At 61.2% G+C, this 16,541-nt stretch carries 19 protein-coding genes and 1 pseudogene; 14 read left to right on the top strand and 6 right to left on the bottom strand.

All coding sequences use genetic code 11. The features are described 5' to 3' along the window. Positions 1-36 precede the first annotated feature (36 nt). The 3 genes from phaZ (at position 37) to EIY72_RS24010 (ending at position 3,367) form a co-directional block, all read left to right on the top strand. Positions 37-891, top strand: a complete 855-nt coding sequence (phaZ, locus tag EIY72_RS24000) for a poly(3-hydroxyalkanoate) depolymerase (protein ID WP_093227497.1) — start codon at positions 37-39, stop codon at positions 889-891. 115 nt (positions 892-1,006) lie between these two features. Then, the gene (gene phaC / locus EIY72_RS24005; protein ID WP_093227499.1) at positions 1,007-2,689 is read left to right on the top strand and encodes a class II poly(R)-hydroxyalkanoic acid synthase; all 1,683 of its coding nucleotides are present in this window, start codon (positions 1,007-1,009) and stop codon (positions 2,687-2,689) included. A gap of 57 nt (positions 2,690-2,746) precedes the next feature. Beyond that, the gene (locus EIY72_RS24010) at positions 2,747-3,367 is read left to right on the top strand and encodes a TetR/AcrR family transcriptional regulator (protein WP_093227501.1); all 621 of its coding nucleotides are present in this window, start codon (positions 2,747-2,749) and stop codon (positions 3,365-3,367) included. Positions 3,368-3,457: 90 nt separating this feature from the next. Here the strand turns inward: EIY72_RS24010 and EIY72_RS24015 are convergent, their stop codons facing one another. From EIY72_RS24015 to EIY72_RS24025, 3 genes are all read right to left on the bottom strand, one after another. Next, the gene (locus EIY72_RS24015) at positions 3,458-4,351 is read right to left on the bottom strand and encodes a phasin family protein (protein ID WP_093227503.1); all 894 of its coding nucleotides are present in this window, start codon (positions 4,349-4,351) and stop codon (positions 3,458-3,460) included. 10 nt (positions 4,352-4,361) lie between these two features. Next, complete coding sequence (locus EIY72_RS24020; RefSeq protein ID WP_093227505.1) at positions 4,362-4,784, bottom strand: phasin family protein; 423 nt, start codon at positions 4,782-4,784, stop codon at positions 4,362-4,364. 246 nt (positions 4,785-5,030) lie between these two features. Next, positions 5,031-5,306 (bottom strand): polyhydroxyalkanoic acid system family protein, encoded by a 276-nt coding sequence (locus tag EIY72_RS24025; RefSeq protein ID WP_093227507.1) that lies wholly within the window; start codon positions 5,304-5,306, stop codon positions 5,031-5,033. A gap of 166 nt (positions 5,307-5,472) precedes the next feature. On the opposite strand from EIY72_RS24025, the gene ubiE reads away from it, so the two are divergent. The 11 genes and pseudogenes from ubiE to EIY72_RS30430 all read left to right on the top strand — a co-directional run bounded on the left by ubiE (position 5,473) and on the right by EIY72_RS30430 (position 13,575). Continuing rightward, positions 5,473-6,243, top strand: coding sequence for a bifunctional demethylmenaquinone methyltransferase/2-methoxy-6-polyprenyl-1,4-benzoquinol methylase UbiE (ubiE, locus tag EIY72_RS24030; RefSeq protein WP_093227509.1), 771 nt, complete (start codon positions 5,473-5,475; stop codon positions 6,241-6,243). Next, the gene (locus EIY72_RS24035) at positions 6,243-6,866 is read left to right on the top strand and encodes a ubiquinone biosynthesis accessory factor UbiJ (protein ID WP_093227511.1); all 624 of its coding nucleotides are present in this window, start codon (positions 6,243-6,245) and stop codon (positions 6,864-6,866) included. Before ubiE ends, EIY72_RS24035 begins: the two co-directional genes overlap by 1 nt. Further along, on the top strand, positions 6,863-8,467 hold the full coding sequence (ubiB, locus tag EIY72_RS24040; protein WP_093227513.1) for a ubiquinone biosynthesis regulatory protein kinase UbiB: 1,605 nt from the start codon (positions 6,863-6,865) through the stop codon (positions 8,465-8,467). The genes EIY72_RS24035 and ubiB overlap by 4 nt, the downstream gene beginning before the upstream one ends. Positions 8,468-8,547: 80 nt before the next feature. Further along, complete coding sequence (hisI, locus tag EIY72_RS24045; RefSeq protein WP_007989281.1) at positions 8,548-8,949, top strand: phosphoribosyl-AMP cyclohydrolase; 402 nt, start codon at positions 8,548-8,550, stop codon at positions 8,947-8,949. Beyond that, positions 8,942-9,274: a phosphoribosyl-ATP diphosphatase gene (locus EIY72_RS24050; RefSeq protein WP_046816939.1), complete on the top strand. Its 333-nt coding sequence runs from the start codon at positions 8,942-8,944 to the stop codon at positions 9,272-9,274. Before hisI ends, EIY72_RS24050 begins: the two co-directional genes overlap by 8 nt. A gap of 25 nt (positions 9,275-9,299) precedes the next feature. Further along, positions 9,300-9,572, top strand: coding sequence for a twin-arginine translocase TatA/TatE family subunit (locus EIY72_RS24055; protein WP_093227515.1), 273 nt, complete (start codon positions 9,300-9,302; stop codon positions 9,570-9,572). A gap of 10 nt (positions 9,573-9,582) precedes the next feature. After that, positions 9,583-10,071: a Sec-independent protein translocase protein TatB gene (tatB, locus tag EIY72_RS24060; RefSeq protein WP_093227517.1), complete on the top strand. Its 489-nt coding sequence runs from the start codon at positions 9,583-9,585 to the stop codon at positions 10,069-10,071. After that, positions 10,068-10,862, top strand: a complete 795-nt coding sequence (gene tatC, locus EIY72_RS24065) for a twin-arginine translocase subunit TatC (protein ID WP_093227519.1) — start codon at positions 10,068-10,070, stop codon at positions 10,860-10,862. The genes tatB and tatC overlap by 4 nt, the downstream gene beginning before the upstream one ends. After that, on the top strand, positions 10,859-11,566 hold the full coding sequence (locus EIY72_RS24070; RefSeq protein ID WP_093227521.1) for a 16S rRNA (uracil(1498)-N(3))-methyltransferase: 708 nt from the start codon (positions 10,859-10,861) through the stop codon (positions 11,564-11,566). The genes tatC and EIY72_RS24070 overlap by 4 nt, the downstream gene beginning before the upstream one ends. Before the next feature lie 92 nt (positions 11,567-11,658). Then, positions 11,659-12,720, top strand: a pseudogene (locus EIY72_RS30425) (methyl-accepting chemotaxis protein); the annotation flags it as partial. A 141-nt stretch (positions 12,721-12,861) separates the two neighbouring features. After that, positions 12,862-13,575: a methyl-accepting chemotaxis protein gene (locus tag EIY72_RS30430; protein ID WP_425048633.1), complete on the top strand. Its 714-nt coding sequence runs from the start codon at positions 12,862-12,864 to the stop codon at positions 13,573-13,575. A 165-nt stretch (positions 13,576-13,740) separates the two neighbouring features. Here EIY72_RS30430 and EIY72_RS24080 read toward each other — a convergent pair whose 3' ends face one another. From EIY72_RS24080 to EIY72_RS24090, 3 genes are all read right to left on the bottom strand, one after another. Then, entirely contained in the window at positions 13,741-14,475 is a 735-nt protein-coding gene (locus EIY72_RS24080) for an amino acid ABC transporter ATP-binding protein (protein WP_093227525.1), read from the bottom strand. Then, on the bottom strand, positions 14,468-15,427 hold the full coding sequence (locus EIY72_RS24085; RefSeq protein ID WP_093227527.1) for an amino acid ABC transporter permease: 960 nt from the start codon (positions 15,425-15,427) through the stop codon (positions 14,468-14,470). The genes EIY72_RS24080 and EIY72_RS24085 overlap by 8 nt, the downstream gene beginning before the upstream one ends. A 181-nt stretch (positions 15,428-15,608) precedes the next feature. Then, the gene (locus EIY72_RS24090) at positions 15,609-16,406 is read right to left on the bottom strand and encodes a transporter substrate-binding domain-containing protein (protein WP_093227530.1); all 798 of its coding nucleotides are present in this window, start codon (positions 16,404-16,406) and stop codon (positions 15,609-15,611) included. Between the last annotated feature and the right edge of the window lie 135 nt (positions 16,407-16,541).

The following is a 16,541-nucleotide window of genomic DNA, read 5'->3' on the forward strand; positions in this document are numbered from 1 at the left end:
GAACGAATTCGAAAGAGCGACCCACAGGGCCAGAGCATGCCGCAACCCTTCATATTCCGTACCGTCGATCTGGATGGCCAGACGCTCCGCACGGCGGTACGCCCCGGCAAGCCTCATTTGACGCCCCTGCTGATTTTCAACGGCATCGGCGCCAACCTGGAGCTGGTTTTTCCGTTCGTCGCGGCACTGGACCCGGACCTCGAGGTCATCGCCTTCGACGTGCCTGGGGTCGGTGGTTCATCCACGCCAAACCGGCCTTACCGTTTTCCGGGCCTGGCCAAGCTGACGGCACGGATGCTCGACTACCTCGACTACGGGCAGGTCAATGTAATCGGCGTGTCCTGGGGCGGTGCCCTGGCCCAGCAGTTCGCTTATGACTATCCGGAGCGCTGCAAGAAACTCGTCCTCGCCGCCACCGCTGCCGGTGCGGTGATGGTGCCGGGCAAGCCGAAGGTGCTGTGGATGATGGCCAGCCCACGCCGCTACATTCAGCCTTCCCACGTGATTCGCATAGCGCCGATGATCTACGGTGGTTCGTTCCGCCGCGACCCGACCCTGGCCGCCAGCCATGCCGCCAAGGTGCGTTCGGCGGGCAAGCTCGGCTACTACTGGCAACTGTTCGCCGGCCTTGGCTGGACCAGCATTCACTGGCTGCACAAAATCCACCAGCCGACCCTGGTGCTGGCCGGTGACGACGACCCGCTGATCCCGTTGATCAACATGCGCGTGTTGGCCTGGCGGATTCCCAACTCGCAGTTGCACATCATCGACGACGGGCACCTGTTCCTCATTACCCGGGCCGAAGCGGTGGCCCCGATCATCATGAAGTTCCTTCAGGAGGAGCGTCAGCGCGCCGTGATGCACCCGCATCCGTCGCCGCTGGGTGGCTGAATCTCACACGATGAGAACGGCAGGACGCCGTGCCGCGCAACAACCCGCTACAGCGACTATGGTGTTCTGGTTTGGTGTGTTTGTTTTTGGCCTGAAGACGAAGGAGTGTTGAGTCATGCGCGAGAAACCAGCGAGGGAATCCTTACCCACTCCCGCCGCGTTCATCAATGCACAGAGTGCGATTACCGGCCTGCGTGGTCGGGATCTGATTTCGACCCTGCGCAGCGTGGCCGCCCATGGTTTGCGCAACCCGGTACACACGGCGCGCCACGCGTTGAAACTGGGTGGGCAACTGGGTCGCGTGTTGCTGGGCGACACCCTGCACCCGACCAATCCCCAGGATGCTCGTTTCACCGACCCTGCCTGGAGCCTCAACCCGTTTTATCGGCGCAGCCTGCAGGCCTACCTGAGCTGGCAAAAACAGGTCAGGCACTGGATCGACGACAGCAGCATGAGCGCGGACGACCGCGCTCGCGCCCATTTCGCCTTCGCCCTGCTCAATGACGCCGTGTCGCCGTCCAACACCCTGCTCAATCCGCTGGCGATCAAGGAACTCTTCAACTCCGGCGGCACCAGCCTGGTTCGCGGGATCAGTCACCTGGTGGACGACCTCCTGCACAACGACGGCCTGCCCAGGCAAGTCACCAAGCAAGCGTTCGAAGTCGGCAAGACCGTCGCCACCACCCCGGGTGCGGTGGTGTTTCGCAACGAACTGCTGGAGTTGATCCAGTACAAGCCGATGAGTGAAAAGCAGTATTCCAAGCCATTACTGGTGGTGCCGCCGCAGATCAACAAGTACTACATTTTCGACCTCAGCCCGCACAACAGCTTCGTCCAGTACGCCCTGAAAAACGGCCTGCAAACCTTCATGATCAGCTGGCGCAACCCGGATGTGCGCCACCGCGAATGGGGCCTTTCGACCTACGTCGAGGCCGTGGAAGAAGCGATGAATGTGTGCCGGGCGATCACCGGCGCGCGCGAGGTCAACCTGATGGGGGCCTGCGCCGGCGGCTTGACCATCGCCGCGCTGCAAGGCCACTTGCAGGCCAAGCGCCAGTTGCGCCGGGTCTCCAGTGCGACCTATCTGGTGAGTTTGCTCGACAGTCAGCTGGACAGCCCGGCCACGCTCTTTGCCGACGAGCAGACCCTCGAAGCCGCCAAGCGTCGTTCGTACCAGCGCGGAGTGCTGGATGGTCGCGACATGGCCAAGGTCTTCGCCTGGATGCGCCCCAACGATTTGATCTGGAGTTACTTCGTCAACAACTACCTGTTGGGCAAGGAGCCACCGGCGTTCGACATCCTCTACTGGAACAACGACAACACCCGGTTGCCGGCTGCACTGCACGGCGATCTGCTGGACTTCTTCAAGCACAACCCGCTGACCCACCCCGGCGGCCTGGAAGTCTGCGGCACGCCGATCGACCTGCAGAAGGTCAACGTCGACAGCTTCAGCGTCGCTGGCATCAACGACCACATCACGCCGTGGGATGCGGTGTACCGCTCGACGCTGCTGCTGGGCGGCGAGCGACGCTTCCTGCTGTCCAACAGCGGCCATGTGCAGAGCATTCTCAACCCGCCGAACAACCCGAAAGCCAACTATGTCGAGAACGGCAAGCTGAGCAGCGATCCGCGCGCCTGGTACTACGACGCCAAGCACGTCGATGGCAGTTGGTGGAACCAGTGGCTGGACTGGATTCAGCAACGCTCCGGGGCGCAGAAGGAAACCCACATGGCGCTCGGCAACCAGAACTATCCCCCGATGGAGGCGGCACCTGGCACTTATGTCCGCGTGCGCTGACGCTCAACGACCCACGGCCAAACGGCCGTGGCCTGACTCGACCATTAAGAAGACTGGATGAAAACCCGCGACCGGATCCTCGAATGTGCCCTGCAGTTGTTCAACCAGAAGGGCGAACCGAACGTCTCCACCATGGAAGTGGCCAATGAAATGGGCATCAGCCCGGGCAACCTCTACTACCACTTCCACGGCAAGGAACCGCTGATTCTCGGGTTGTTCGAGCGTTTCCAGGCGGAGCTGACGCCCTTGCTCGACCCACCTGCAGATGTCGAACTGGCCCCCGAGGATTACTGGCTGTTCCTGCACCTGATCGTCGAACGCCTGGCGCAGTACCGGTTTCTCTTTCAGGACCTGTCGAACCTCGCCGGACGCCTGCCGAAACTGGCCAAGGGCATTCGCAGTCTGCTCAACGCCCTGAAACGCACCATGGCGTCGCTGCTGGCGCGGCTACAGGCTCAAGGGCTGCTGGTCAGCGAAACCCAGGCGCTGGGGCAACTGGTGGAGCAGATCACAATGACGCTGCTGTTCTCGCTGGACTATCAGCGGATTCTCGACCGGGAAGGTGAAGTGCGGCTGGTGGTTTACCAGATCATGATGCTGGTGGCGCCGCACTTGCTGGCACCGATCAAGGCGGCGACGGAACAGATGGCGATGGAGTACCTGAAAGACCACGAATAATCCCACTGGGGACTTTTGTCGCTCTCAAATCTGTGCACAAACAAAAACGCCCGACCTTCACAGGCCGGGCGTTTTCTTGAGTCCTGAAAATCAGGACTGACTGGTTGGCGCCGATGGAGTCGGTGCGGCAGTCGGGGTCACGGCAGGGGTCGGTGCGGTCGCGGAGTTCGAAGCACTGACCGGAGCTGCCGGTGCTGCTGGCTTGGCAGCGGCCACGGCTGGTTTTGGCGCAGCAGCTTTGGGAGCAGCCGGCTTCTTCACAGCTGGTTTTTTCGCAGCAGCAGGTTTGGCCGCTGGCTTGGCAGCCGCAGGTTTGGCCGCCGCGGTTTTCGCAGCAGGCTTGGCCGCTGCGGGTTTGGCAGCGGGTTTCGCTGCTGGCTTGGCGGCGGCTTTCGCTGCAACCGGTTTGGCGGCTGGCTTGGCGGCTGCCGGTTTTGCTGCTGCGGTTTTCGCAGCAGGCTTGGCCGCTGCTTTCACCAGGGGTTTGGCAGCCGTTTTAGCAGCGGGTTTGGCAGCGGCAGTCTTGGCGGCCGGCTTCGCGGCTGCGGGTTTCGCCGCCACTGGCGCAACCTTGGCACCGGTCAGCTTTTCGATCTGCTTGGTCAGGGTATCGACCTTGCTGTGCAGCGCTTTCACTTCATTGCGGCTCGGTACACCGAGGCGCGAAATAGCGCTGTTCAGGCGCTTGTCGAAAGCCCCTTCCAGTTCATCCCATTTGCCCAGCGCTTTGTCTTTCACGCCGCTGATGCGCGACTTGGCCGAGGAAGCAGAGTCCTTGGCGGTGTCTTTGGCGGTGTCGACTTTCTTGCCGATCGCCTTCTCGGCCTTCTCGCCATCTTTAACCAATGCATCGAAGATTTTGCTGCCGTCAGTGTCGATCTTCGAGTACACGCCTAAACCAGCCAGCCAGATTTTACGGGAGTAGTCTTCGACTTTCCCGATCCACGAGCTGCCTTCTTTTTCGGTGTTCTTTTTAACAGCCATCCCGTTCTCCTTAAGATTTACGCGCGACGCGTTCGAGCAATGCCGTCAGCTCATCGAGCTTAGCAGAGAGTGTCTCAACGTCATGTTTAGACGGAATGCCGATACGATTCAAGGCACTTGCAACACGTGTGTCGAACGCCTTCTCGACCTTGTCGAGTTGCAGTTCGACTTTGCCTTTGAAAGTACTGACTTCACTCTTGGCTTCATCGATCTCGGCATTGGCCGCTTCAAGTTTTTCGGTGACTACTTTTTTACCTTTCTTTTCAACAACCTGACCGGCTTTCACCAGTTCCTGAAAGTAATCGGCGCCCTCTTGTCCGACCTTGGCGTAGGCACCCAGGCCAGCCAGCCAGACTTTGCGGGCATAGGATTTGACGTCGCTCAGCGTGCTGGTCGTTGCGTCGATTTTTTTCTTCAGAATAACTTTGGCCATGGTCCACCTCACGCGCAGAAGGTTTGAGGAACTGCCCGGACAGGTGTCGGGCTCTGGCACAAAGTAGGCAGAAAAATTAGAAACGGCACCCTAACAACTGACATAAACAGCAGGGGCACCACTAATAAACAAATGTGGGATCGAGCTTGCTCGCGATTGCGGTAGAGCAATCAACATTGATGTCGACTGGCACTCCGTCATCGCGAGCAAGCTCGCTCCTACAGGGAATATGATTTCAATCGGGAATCAAACCAGCGCTTTATCCAGCGCCTTCTCGATTTCCGCTTTGATCATGCCGCTCATGGCCGACATCATCAGGCCCAGCTCGACGTCGACCCGGATCGAATCATCGGCGACATGCACTGCGCCCTTCACACCCGAACGCTTGAGATTCAGGGTGTCGCCTGACCACTGCGGCTCCAGGCCGTACTGGTCGGAGAGTTTCTGCGCCAGCTTGTCGGCCTTCTCGCGCGCCGCTTCCTTACCCAGGCTGTGGGCACGCTCAACACTAATATGGGCCATCGATTGACTCCCTTTTTTGAATACAGCTATGAATGCTTGCTCGTTGAATCTTGACCGTCGCTGCGGCAAAACGTCCCGAGGATGAACCATCTTACCTTCAGCCTTGCCAAGACAAAGCATCCCTTGGGGATTAGAATGTCGCGCATTCTCTTTTGGTGACAGCGATATGACTGATCAGCGCAAAGGCAGCGATGCCGAACCCACCACTCACTTCGGCTTCAAAAACGTTCCGGAAAGCCAGAAAGCGGAAAAAGTCGCTGAGGTTTTCCACTCGGTAGCCGCCAAGTACGACTTGATGAACGACCTTCTGTCGGGCGGCATGCACCGTCTGTGGAAGCGTTTCGCAATCGAACTGTCGGGCGTGCGCAGCGGCAATCGCGTGCTCGACATCGCCGGCGGTACCGGTGACCTGACCAAAAAGTTCTCGCATCTGGTCGGCCCGACTGGCCAGGTCGTACTGGCTGACATCAACGAATCCATGCTCAAGGTCGGTCGCGACCGCCTGCTGGACCTCGGTGTGTCGGGCAACGTCGAATTCGTCCAGGCCGATGCGGAAAAGCTGCCGTTCCCGGACAACCACTTCGACTGCGTGACCATCGCCTTCGGTCTGCGCAACGTGACGCACAAGGAAGACGCCCTGCGTTCGATGCTGCGCGTGCTCAAGCCGGGCGGCCGCCTGCTGGTGCTGGAGTTCTCCAAGCCGACCAACGCGCTGATGTCCAAGGCCTACGACGCCTACTCGTTCGCCTTCATGCCGTTGATGGGCAAGCTGATCACCAACGATTCGGAAAGCTATCGCTACCTGGCCGAATCCATCCGCATGCACCCAAACCAGGAAACACTGAAGTCGATGATGGTCGAAGCCGGTTTTGACCGCGTGACCTATCACAACATGACCGCAGGCATCGTCGCCCTGCACCGCGGCATCAAGCCCTGATGCTGCTCGCCGGGCTGCTCGCCAGCGTCGAACTCGGCCTGAACCGGGTGCTGCGTCTCGACAGCACGGCGCTGCCGCGGCTGGCGCATTTGACCGGCAAGGTGATCGAGGTCGACTGCCGCAACCTGGCGTTGCACCTGTTCATCCTGCCCAGCGACGAAGGCCTGATGCTCGCCTCACAGTGGGAAACCGGCGCCGACTGCACCTTGCGTGCACCAGCCTCGAGCCTGTTGAAACTGGCGCTGAGCAAGGACAAGACCGCGATCCTGCACGGCCCTGAGGTTGAGCTCGACGGCGACAGCGGCGTACTGCTGGAACTGGCCGCAATCCTTCAGGACCTGGAGCTGGACTGGGAGTACGAACTCTCGCGCTGGCTTGGACCTGTCGCCACACAACTGGTCGGCGGCCATCTGCGCAGCCGCGCCCGCTGGTACCAGCAGGGCTTTGCCAGTCTGGGGCAGAACCTCAGCGAATACCTGGCCGAAGAGTCGCGCACCCTCGTCGGTCAGCGCGAAGCCGAAGCACGATTCAGTGAACTGGACCGGATCAAACTTGATCTGGAACGTCTCGAGGCGCGTTTCGAGCGCCTTTCCCGATCCCTCGACCCAAGCGATAACGCATGAAGCTGCTTGCCGTCCGCCGTTTGTTGCGCATCCAGCGCGTCGTGATCCGCTACCGCCTCGATGACCTGCTGTTCGCCCTGCCGCTGCCCTGGTTTCTGCGCGCATTGCGCTATGCCTTGCCGTGGCGCTGGTTTCCACGCAAGACCCTCGACCTGAGCCGTGGCGCACGCCTGCGCCTGGCCTTGCAGGACCTGGGGCCGATTTTCATCAAGTTCGGACAGATCCTGTCCACCCGCCGCGACCTGCTGCCTGAAGACATCGCCGATGAGCTGATGCTGCTGCAAGACCGCGTTCCGCCGTTCGACTCGCAGCTGTCGATCAAGCTGATCGAAGAACAGCTGGGCAAGAAAATCAGCGACGTGTTCAGCCGCTTCGACGTCGAGCCATTGGCTTCGGCCTCGGTGGCACAGGTGCATGCCGCGCAGCTGAAAACCGGCGAAGAAGTGGTGGTCAAGGTGATCCGCCCAGGGCTCAAGCCGATCATCGCCCAGGACCTGGCGTGGCTGTTCATCCTCGCCCGCGCCGCGGAAAAGCTCTCGGCCGATGCGCGCCTGCTGCACCCGGTGGACGTGGTCAGCGACTACGAAAAAACCATCTACGACGAACTCGACCTGCTGCGCGAGGCGGCCAACGCCAGCCAGTTGAAGCGTAACTTCGAAGGTTCGCCGCTGCTGTACGTACCGCAAGTCTATTGGGACTGGTGCCGGCCGAAAGTGCTGGTGATGGAGCGTATCTACGGCATCCAGGTCACTGACCTGACGACCCTGGCCGACCAGCGCACCGACATGAAGATGCTCGCCGAGCGCGGCGTGGAGATCTTTTTCACCCAGGTGTTCCGCGACAGTTTCTTCCACGCCGACATGCACCCGGGCAACATCTTCGTCAGCACCGTCAATCCGTGGAGCCCGCAGTACATTGCGATCGACTGCGGCATCGTCGGCAGCCTGACCCCGGAAGACCAGGACTATCTGGCACGCAACCTGTTCGCCTTCTTCAAGCGCGACTACCGGCGCGTGGCGCAGTTGCACATCGATTCGGGCTGGGTACCGGCAGAAACCAAGCTCAACGAATTCGAAGCGGCGATCCGTACCGTGTGCGAACCGATCTTCGAAAAACCGTTAAAGGATATTTCCTTCGGTCAGGTGTTGATGCGCCTGTTCCAGACCGCCCGACGCTTCAACATGGAAGTGCAGCCGCAGTTGGTGCTGCTGCAAAAAACCCTGCTGAACATCGAAGGCCTGGGCCGTCAGTTGTACCCGGACCTTGATCTGTGGAACACCGCGCAACCGTTCCTCGAACGCTGGATGCGCGAGCGCGTCAGCCCGAAGGCCTTGCTCGGTAACGTGCAGAGCCAGTTCGAACAGCTCCCGCACCTGGCCAACATGGCCCGTGACCTGCTCGAACGCATGTCCCAGCCCCACGCCTATGACCCGCCGCCACCCTGGCATCGCCGCCGGGACGACTGGTTCCTGCGTCTGCTCGGCACGGCTCACCTGGCCGGTGGCGCCATCCTCGCCGCCGGCGGGCCGCTCAACCAATTGGCTTATTGGCCCGCTGGCATCATGATGGCCGTCGGCTTGTATCTGGTCGTTCGCCGATAGCCAGTCGCGTCACACGCTGGCACACTGTTTCAACGCGGGGCTCGACTCATGAAGTGTCGAGCCCGTTGTCGGAGTCGAAGATGAAAAACTGGCTGGACGAGATCAAGTGGGACGCCGATGGCCTGGTGCCGGCGATTGCCCAGGATCACAAGACCGGGCGCGTCCTGATGATGGCCTGGATGAACCGCGAAGCACTGGAACTGACTGCTGCCGAGAACCGTGCGATCTACTGGTCGCGCTCGCGCGGCAAGCTGTGGCGCAAGGGCGAAGAGTCCGGCCACGTGCAAACCCTGCATGAGATGCGCCTGGACTGTGACGCCGACGTGATCATCCTGATGGTCGAGCAGATTGGCGACATCGCCTGCCATACCGGCCGCCAGAGCTGCTTCTACCGCGTCTACGAGAACGGCGACTGGACCACCGTCGACCCGGTCCTGAAAGATCCGCACGCCATCTATTCCGCAGGACACAAACATGAGTGACACTCTCACCCGTCTGGCACAGGTTCTGGAAGAGCGCAAAGGCGCCGCTGCCGACAGCTCGTATGTCGCCAGCCTGTATCACAAGGGCCTGAACAAGATTCTGGAAAAAGTCGGCGAAGAGTCGGTCGAAACCATCATTGCCGCCAAGGACGCCGCCGTCAGTGGCGACTGCAGCGATGTGATCTACGAAACCGCCGATTTGTGGTTCCACAGCATGGTCATGCTCGCTCAATTGGGGCAGCATCCACAGGCTGTACTCGATGAACTGGACCGTCGCTTCGGTCTGTCCGGACACGCCGAGAAAGCCTCGCGTCCGTCCGCCTGAATAACTATTAGAGAGGAGCAGCACCATGGGCATTTTTGACTGGAAACACTGGATCGTCATCCTGGTTGTCGTGGTACTGGTATTCGGCACCAAGAAACTGAAAAACCTCGGCACCGATGTCGGCGAATCGATCAAGGGCTTCCGCAAGGCCATGAACGATGATGAAAAACCGGCTGACCCGAGCGTGACCCCGGCCCAACCGGTTCCGCCGGTACAGCCTCAGGCTTCGGTCAACCAGCCGCACACCATCGATGTGCAGGCACAGAAAGTCGAAGAGCCGATCCGCAAAGACGTGTGAGCACTGACTAATGTTTGGTATCAGCTTCTCTGAACTGCTGCTTGTCGGCCTCGTTGCCCTGCTGGTGCTCGGCCCCGAGCGCCTGCCGGGCGCTGCGCGCACCGCCGGCCTGTGGGTCGGCCGCCTGAAGCGCAGCTTCAACGCGATCAAACAGGAAGTTGAACGTGAAATCGGTGCCGACGAAATCCGTCGACAACTGCACAACGAACATATCCTGTCGCTTGAGCAGGAGGCGCGGAAGATTTTCACGCCGACCCAGCAGGAGCCGACGCCGGTGGAGCACGTGGGTGAGCAGGCGATTCAAGCGCCTGCCGCTGCTGCCACGCCAACGCCTGCACCTGTGGTCGCAGCCGTGGAGCCCGCGCCCGTCATGACAGCGCCTGCGGCTGAAGCCGTTGCGCCCGTCACAGCGCCTGCCGAACCTGCACCGGTTACGCCTGCTGCCGCGCCGACGACGCCGGCTTCTCACGACACCACTTTGCCGCCGCGAGCCCCATGAGCGATCTCCCAGAAAACGACCAGCACATGCCGCTGGTTTCGCACCTCACCGAGCTGCGTACCCGTCTGCTGCGCTGTGTAGCGGCGATCTTCATCATTTTTGCCGGGCTGTTTGCCTTCACCCAGCAGATCTACACCTTCGTGTCCACGCCGCTGCGCCAGTACCTGCCGGCCGGTGCGACGATGATTGCCACCGACGTGTCGTCGCCGTTCCTGACGCCACTGAAGTTGACCATGATGGTCTCGCTGTTCCTGGCCATCCCGGTGATCCTGCATCAGATCTGGGGCTTCATCGCGCCGGGCCTGTACAAGCATGAGAAGCGCATCGCCGTGCCGTTGCTGATGTCGAGCATCGTGCTGTTCTATGCCGGCATGGCCTTCGCCTACTACCTGGTGTTCCCGCTGATCTTCAAGTTCTTCGCCGCCGCCACCCCGGCCGGCGTGGAAATGATGACCGACATCACCAGCTACCTCGATTTCGTCATGACGCTGTTCTTCGCCTTTGGCGTGGCGTTCGAGATCCCGGTGGCCGTGGTGCTGCTGGTCTGGATCGGCGTGGTCGACGTCAAATACCTGAAGAAAATCCGCCCGTACGTGATCATCGGCTGCTTTGTGGTCGGCATGATCCTGACACCACCGGACATCTTCTCGCAGACCCTGCTGGCCGTGCCGATGTGGATGCTGTTCGAGATCGGCATCCTGTTCGGCAGCCTGATCAGCAAGCGCAGCGACCATACGGAAGACCAGCCGGCTGACGATCACAACGACCAGCCGCCAGCGACCCAGGCATGAACCTGCTGTTGCTTGAAGAGGCCGATTTCATATCTGCCGACCGGGCGATCCTGCGCGATCGCCGGTTGACCCACATGCAGGAAGTCCACCGCTGCGAAGTCGGTGACAGCATGCGGGTCGGGCGGATCGGTGGCCTGATGGGCTCGGCTGAAGTGCTACGCCTGGAGGCCGGTGAAGCCGAACTGCGCGTCACCCTCGACCAACCACCACCCGCCAAGCTGCCACTGACCCTGGTATTGGCCCTGCCACGGCCCAAGATGCTGCGCAGGGTGTTTCAGACCGTGGCCGCCATGGGTGTGCCCCGTGTCGTGCTGGTCAACAGCTACCGCGTCGAGAAGAGCTTCTGGCAAACCCCTTTTCTGGAGCCGGAAGCGATTCGTGAGCAGTTGATCCTCGGCCTGGAACAGGCTCGCGACAGCGTGCTGCCGGAGGTGGTCATCGAAAAACGCTTCAAACCGTTCGTTGAAGATCGTTTGCCAGCGATCACCGAAGGCACCCTCGGCCTTGTGGGCCATCCCGGTAACTACCCGCCCTGCCCTCGCGCCCTCAGCGAACCGGTGACCCTGGCCATCGGTCCGGAAGGCGGCTGGATTCCCTACGAGATCGATCTGCTCGGCAAGTCCGGCCTGCAACCGGTGCAGCTGGGCGAGCGTATCCTGCGTGTCGAGACGGCCGTGACCGCACTGCTGGCTCGGCTTTTCTAATACCTACAGCTCATCGGACGACCGCTACAGAACCGCGCCGACCGGCCGATACATCCCCAATAGAACCAATTCGTGGTCCGGGGAGTTGCAACATGTACCAATGGCTAGCCGACAAGCTGGGTAACGTCAGCGTCAAACGCAAACTGGGGATCGGCTTCGGTCTCGTACTGTTACTCACCCTGCTGATCACCTTCACCGGCTGGAGCGGTCTGAGCGGCGTGACCAGCCGTGGCGACAAACTGGGTTTCATTGCCAGCCTGAACGACCTGACCAAGGATCTGCGCATTGCCCGACTGGACTACGAAATGCGTCGCGGCGAGCAAGGCCCGGGCGCGGTCAACGACCTGCTGGGCAAGCTCGACAGCGGCCTGCAAACCGCCCGCGGCCTGATCGAGCAACCGGCTGACGCGGCCAAAGTCGATCAGCAACTGGCGGCCGTGGCTGAGTATCGCCGCGCCTTCAGCGACATGACCCAGGCCGGCGTCCAGCGTGAAGACGCCCGCAGCAAGCTCGGCGCCACCGCCGACAACGCCGTGGCCCGCGTCGCTGAAGTGGAAAAATCCATGCTGCAAGGTGACAGTGTCAGCGCCTTCAATAGCGTGATCGACCTGAGCAAGCTGATCCAGCAGGCGCGCTTCCAGGTCCGTGGTTACACCTACAGCGGCAAGAGTGACGCCGCTCAACCGGCCCTGGACGCCATCGACAACGCGCTGAAAAACCTCGAGAGCCTGCCGGGCAAACTGCCGGCCGAACACCTGGCCAACCTGCAACAGGCCACCGCTTCGCTCAAGGCCTATCGTGCCGCCGTCAGCCAGTTCAGCGACTCCCAGACCGCCACCAGCAATGCGCTGGCACGCATGTCCGCACAGGGCGACATTCTGCTGGACCTGAGCAACAAACTGACCGTCTCGCAAACGGTGATTCGTGACGCTGATGCCGCCCACGCGAAAAACATGCTGGCCCTCGCCACCGCGCTGGCCATCGCCTTCGGCCTGCTCGCCGCCTGGGCGATTACCCGGCAGATCATCATCCCGCTGAACCAGACTCTGCTCGTGGCGCAGCGCGTGGCCGGCGGCGACCTGACCCACGACCTGAGCTCCCCACGGCAAGACGAACTCGGTCAGCTGCAGCGCGCCATGCAACGCATGACCCAGGGCCTGCGCGAACTGATCGGTGGCATCAGCGACGGCGTCACCCAGATCGCCAGCGCCGCCGAAGAACTGTCTGCCGTCACCGAACAGACCAGCGCCGGGGTCAACAGCCAGAAAGTCGAAACAGATCAGGTCGCCACTGCGATGAACGAAATGGCCGCCACTGTGCAGGAAGTCGCGCGCAACGCCGAGGAAGCGTCGGAAGCTGCGGTCGCCGCCGACCAACAGGCCCGCGAAGGCGACAAGGTGGTCGGCGAAGCCATCGCCCAGATCGAGCGCCTGGCCCTGGAAGTCGGCCACTCCACCGAAGCCATGGGCGAACTCAAGCGCGAAAGCGACAAGATCGGCAGCGTGCTCGACGTGATCAAGTCCGTGGCCCAGCAAACCAACCTGCTGGCACTCAACGCCGCCATCGAAGCCGCCCGTGCCGGTGAAGCCGGGCGCGGTTTTGCCGTGGTCGCCGACGAAGTCCGCAGCCTCGCCCAACGCACACAGAAATCCACCGAGGAAATCGAAGAGCTGATCGTCAGCCTGCAAAACGGTACCCAGCAGGTGTCGACCATCATGGACAACAGCCGTGCCCTGACCGACAGCAGCGTCGAACTCACCCGTCGTGCCGGCGGCTCACTGGAAAGCATCACCCGCACGGTGTCGGCGATTCAGGCAATGAACCAGCAGATTGCCGCCGCTGCCGAGCAGCAAAGCGCCACCGCCGAGGAGATCAACCGCAGCGTGCTGAATGTACGTGATGTGTCGGATCAGACGTCGGCGGCGAGTGAAGAGACAGCGGCGTCCAGTGTTGAACTGGCGCGGCTGGGGACGCATTTGCAGATGCTGGTGGGGCGATTCAAGGTTTAACTGGCACAACTGATCACTTTGTGGCGAGGGAGCTTGCTCCCGCTCGGCGGCGCAGCCGGCGCAAAACCGGCTAACCGAATTCATCTGACAAAATTCGGCGCCTGGTGTTAGGGCCGCTGCGCGCCCCAGCGGGAGCAAGCTCCCTCGCCACAGAGGCCAGTAGCGTTACAGAACCTGGCGCAAAAACGCCTGAGCCCGCGGATCCTTCGGTGCATCGAAGAACTCGGTTGGCGAAGCATCTTCCAGCAATTTGCCGTGATCGAAGAACAGCACCCGGTCCGCCACTTCCCGGGCGAAGCCCATTTCGTGGGTGACGCAAACCATGGTCATGCCTTCCAGGGCCAGGTTTTTCATCACGTCCAGCACTTCGCCGACCATCTCCGGGTCGAGCGCCGAAGTCGGCTCATCGAACAACATGACCTTGGGCTCCATCGCCAGCGCCCGGGCAATCGCCACGCGCTGTTGCTGGCCGCCAGAAAGGCGTGAGGGAAACTCGTTGGCCTTCTGCGCAATCCCGACCTTTTCCAGCAAGGCCATGGCCTTGGCCTCGCGCTCTTTCTTGCCGCGCTTGCGCACGACCTTCTGCGCCAGGCACAGGTTGTCGAGCACAGTCATGTGCGGGAACAGGTTGAAATGCTGGAACACCATGCCGACTTCGCGGCGGTAGGCGTTCACATCGGTCTTCGGGTCGGCCAGTTGCAGGCCGTCGATGCTCACCGAGCCGGAGTCGAACGCCTCCAGGCCATTGAGGCAACGCAGGAAGGTCGACTTGCCGGAGCCGGACGGACCCAGCACCACCAGCACTTCTCCCTTGGCGACGTCAGTGCTGACGTTATCCACTGCACGGACCACTTGCCCGCGGGTGTCGAAGACTTTTACCAGATCGCGGACTTCAATCACTTTGCGCGAGCCTCCGCTCAAGCCGGCTGGCGATTTTCGACAGCGGCAGGTTGATCAACAGGTACAGGCCGGCGACGCAGAACAGGATTTCAAACGGCGAGAAGGAGGTCGTGATGACTTCACGACCGCTCTTGAGCAGTTCGGTAATCGCGATCACCGACACCAGCGAAGTGTCCTTGACCAGGCTGATGAACTGCCCGGCCAGCGGCGGCAGCACGCGCTTGAACGCCTGTGGCAGCACCACGTGACGCATCGATTGGCCTGCGCTCAAACCCAGCGAGCGCGCCGCCTCGTTCTGGCCACGGGCAATCGACTGGACGCCGGAGCGAATGATCTCGGCGACATAGGCACCGGTGAACAAAGACAGCGCGGCGATCCCGGCGAATTCCCGGGACAGGTTCATCACTGTACCGATGAAGAAGTAGAAAATGAAAATCTGCACCAGCAGCGGCGTACCGCGCACCAGTTCGACGTAGATCGTCGACAGATCGCGCAGGGTCGGGTTGTTCGACAGACGGCACAGGCCGGTGGCCAGACCGATCAGCAAGCCCAGCACGCCGGAGACGACCGACAGCCACAAGGTGGTCCACAACCCCCAGAGCAGCGGTCCGGCAGCCCAATGACGGGTGACACCAATCACATCGCCTTCGGCCACGTCATCGCCCTCGGCGACTTGCAGGCTGTTTTCGGCGACGCTCAGGCGCTGTTCGCTGCCGGCGTCGTTACGCAGGGTCACTTCGGCCTTGTCGCCCTTGCGTACCAGTTCGCTGACCGTGGAGATGTCGGCGGCACGCTGGGACTCTTCCGCCTGGTAGGCGAAGTACTGCGGCACGCGGTTCCAGCGCCATTCGTAGGACATCAGCGAGGTGGCGTAATACAGCGCGCCGGCCAGGCCGATCAGCACCAGCACGGTGAGCATGTGCCAGGGCCATTGGGCTTTTTTATGTTTCATTTGAAGGCAAATCCATAACGATCAGGGCGCCTGCTCCCTCTGTGGCGAGGGAGCTTGCTCCCGCTGGGTTGCGCAGCAGCCCTGAAATCAGCCACCGCGTAACGTCGGGTAGAACAAATCAATCGATTTGCGGCTGCTTCGCAACCGGACGGGAGCAAGCTCCCTCGCCACTAAGGCAGCCTTACTCCATGTCCTTGAGCCACTCGGTGCTCTTGAACCACTTGTCATGGATGCGATCGTAGGTGCCGTCTTCGTGGATCTGGTGCAGGAAGTTGTTGATGAAGTTGATGCTGTCGTAGTCACCCTTCTTCAGACCGAACGCCAGCGGCTCGTAGGTGAACGGCTTGTCGAGGAACACCAGCTTGCCGGCGCCGACCTTGTTCACCGCGACCACGTTGTACGGCGCGTCGTAGATGAAGGCGTCAGCCTTGCCGTTGACCACGTCGAGCACGGCTTCCTGCTCGTTGTCGTAGCCGTGGTACTTGGCCTTGGCGATCAGCTTCTTGGCGACCATTTCGCCGGTGGTGCCCAACTTGGAGGTGATGCGATAGTCGGCGGTGTTCAGGTCTTTATAGGACTTGATGGTGCCTTCCAGCTCCTTGCGGATCAGCAGGGTCTGGCCGACCACGATGAAGGGTTCGCTGAAGTTCAGGCGCAGGTTGCGTTCCTGGGTCAGGGTCATGCCGCTGCCGATCATGTCGAACTTGTCAGTCATCAGCGCCGGGATGATGCCGTCGTAACCGGTGGACACCAGTTCCAGCTTGACGCCCATGGCCTTGGACATGGCTTTGAGGAGGTCGACTTCGAAACCGATGATCTCGCCGCGCTTGTTGGTCATCTCGAACGGCATGTAGGTCGGGTCCATGCCGACTTTCAAGGTGCCGCGCTTGACTGCGTCATCGATGGCACCGGCCTGCGCCGCATTGACTGCAACCAGTGCCGTGACGCCGACCAGCAGCATCGAGAGATACTTCTTCATCTTCAAGTCCCCAAAACCATTGCGTTGTGAGGCGCGCAAAAATGGCGGCTCCCCTGGAGGAAACGCACCGTTACGGACAAAAATTATCCGGGCGCACCAATTCGGGGACGGATCCTAACGTACTCCCCCGTTTGC

The sequence above is a fragment of the Pseudomonas vancouverensis genome, from assembly GCF_004348895.1.
GTDB classification, from domain to species: domain Bacteria; phylum Pseudomonadota; class Gammaproteobacteria; order Pseudomonadales; family Pseudomonadaceae; genus Aquipseudomonas; species Aquipseudomonas vancouverensis.

Coding starts and splice junctions, on each gene's coding strand:
- ubiE (WP_093227509.1), top strand. CDS start 5,473: ATGACTGATCAGCGCAAAGGCAGCGATGCCGAACCCACCACTCACTTC.
- EIY72_RS24025 (WP_093227507.1), bottom strand. CDS start 5,306: ATGGCCCATATTAGTGTTGAGCGTGCCCACAGCCTGGGTAAGGAAGCG.
- EIY72_RS24070 (WP_093227521.1), top strand. CDS start 10,859: ATGAACCTGCTGTTGCTTGAAGAGGCCGATTTCATATCTGCCGACCGG.
- hisI (WP_007989281.1), top strand. CDS start 8,548: ATGAAAAACTGGCTGGACGAGATCAAGTGGGACGCCGATGGCCTGGTG.
- EIY72_RS24010 (WP_093227501.1), top strand. CDS start 2,747: ATGAAAACCCGCGACCGGATCCTCGAATGTGCCCTGCAGTTGTTCAAC.
- EIY72_RS24015 (WP_093227503.1), bottom strand. CDS start 4,351: ATGGCTGTTAAAAAGAACACCGAAAAAGAAGGCAGCTCGTGGATCGGG.
- phaZ (WP_093227497.1), top strand. CDS start 37: ATGCCGCAACCCTTCATATTCCGTACCGTCGATCTGGATGGCCAGACG.
- EIY72_RS24085 (WP_093227527.1), bottom strand. CDS start 15,427: ATGAAACATAAAAAAGCCCAATGGCCCTGGCACATGCTCACCGTGCTG.
- EIY72_RS24035 (WP_093227511.1), top strand. CDS start 6,243: ATGCTGCTCGCCGGGCTGCTCGCCAGCGTCGAACTCGGCCTGAACCGG.
- EIY72_RS24020 (WP_093227505.1), bottom strand. CDS start 4,784: ATGGCCAAAGTTATTCTGAAGAAAAAAATCGACGCAACGACCAGCACG.
- tatC (WP_093227519.1), top strand. CDS start 10,068: ATGAGCGATCTCCCAGAAAACGACCAGCACATGCCGCTGGTTTCGCAC.
- EIY72_RS30430 (WP_425048633.1), top strand. CDS start 12,862: ATGAACGAAATGGCCGCCACTGTGCAGGAAGTCGCGCGCAACGCCGAG.
- ubiB (WP_093227513.1), top strand. CDS start 6,863: ATGAAGCTGCTTGCCGTCCGCCGTTTGTTGCGCATCCAGCGCGTCGTG.
- EIY72_RS24055 (WP_093227515.1), top strand. CDS start 9,300: ATGGGCATTTTTGACTGGAAACACTGGATCGTCATCCTGGTTGTCGTG.
- EIY72_RS24050 (WP_046816939.1), top strand. CDS start 8,942: ATGAGTGACACTCTCACCCGTCTGGCACAGGTTCTGGAAGAGCGCAAA.
- phaC (WP_093227499.1), top strand. CDS start 1,007: ATGCGCGAGAAACCAGCGAGGGAATCCTTACCCACTCCCGCCGCGTTC.
- EIY72_RS24090 (WP_093227530.1), bottom strand. CDS start 16,406: ATGAAGAAGTATCTCTCGATGCTGCTGGTCGGCGTCACGGCACTGGTT.
- tatB (WP_093227517.1), top strand. CDS start 9,583: ATGTTTGGTATCAGCTTCTCTGAACTGCTGCTTGTCGGCCTCGTTGCC.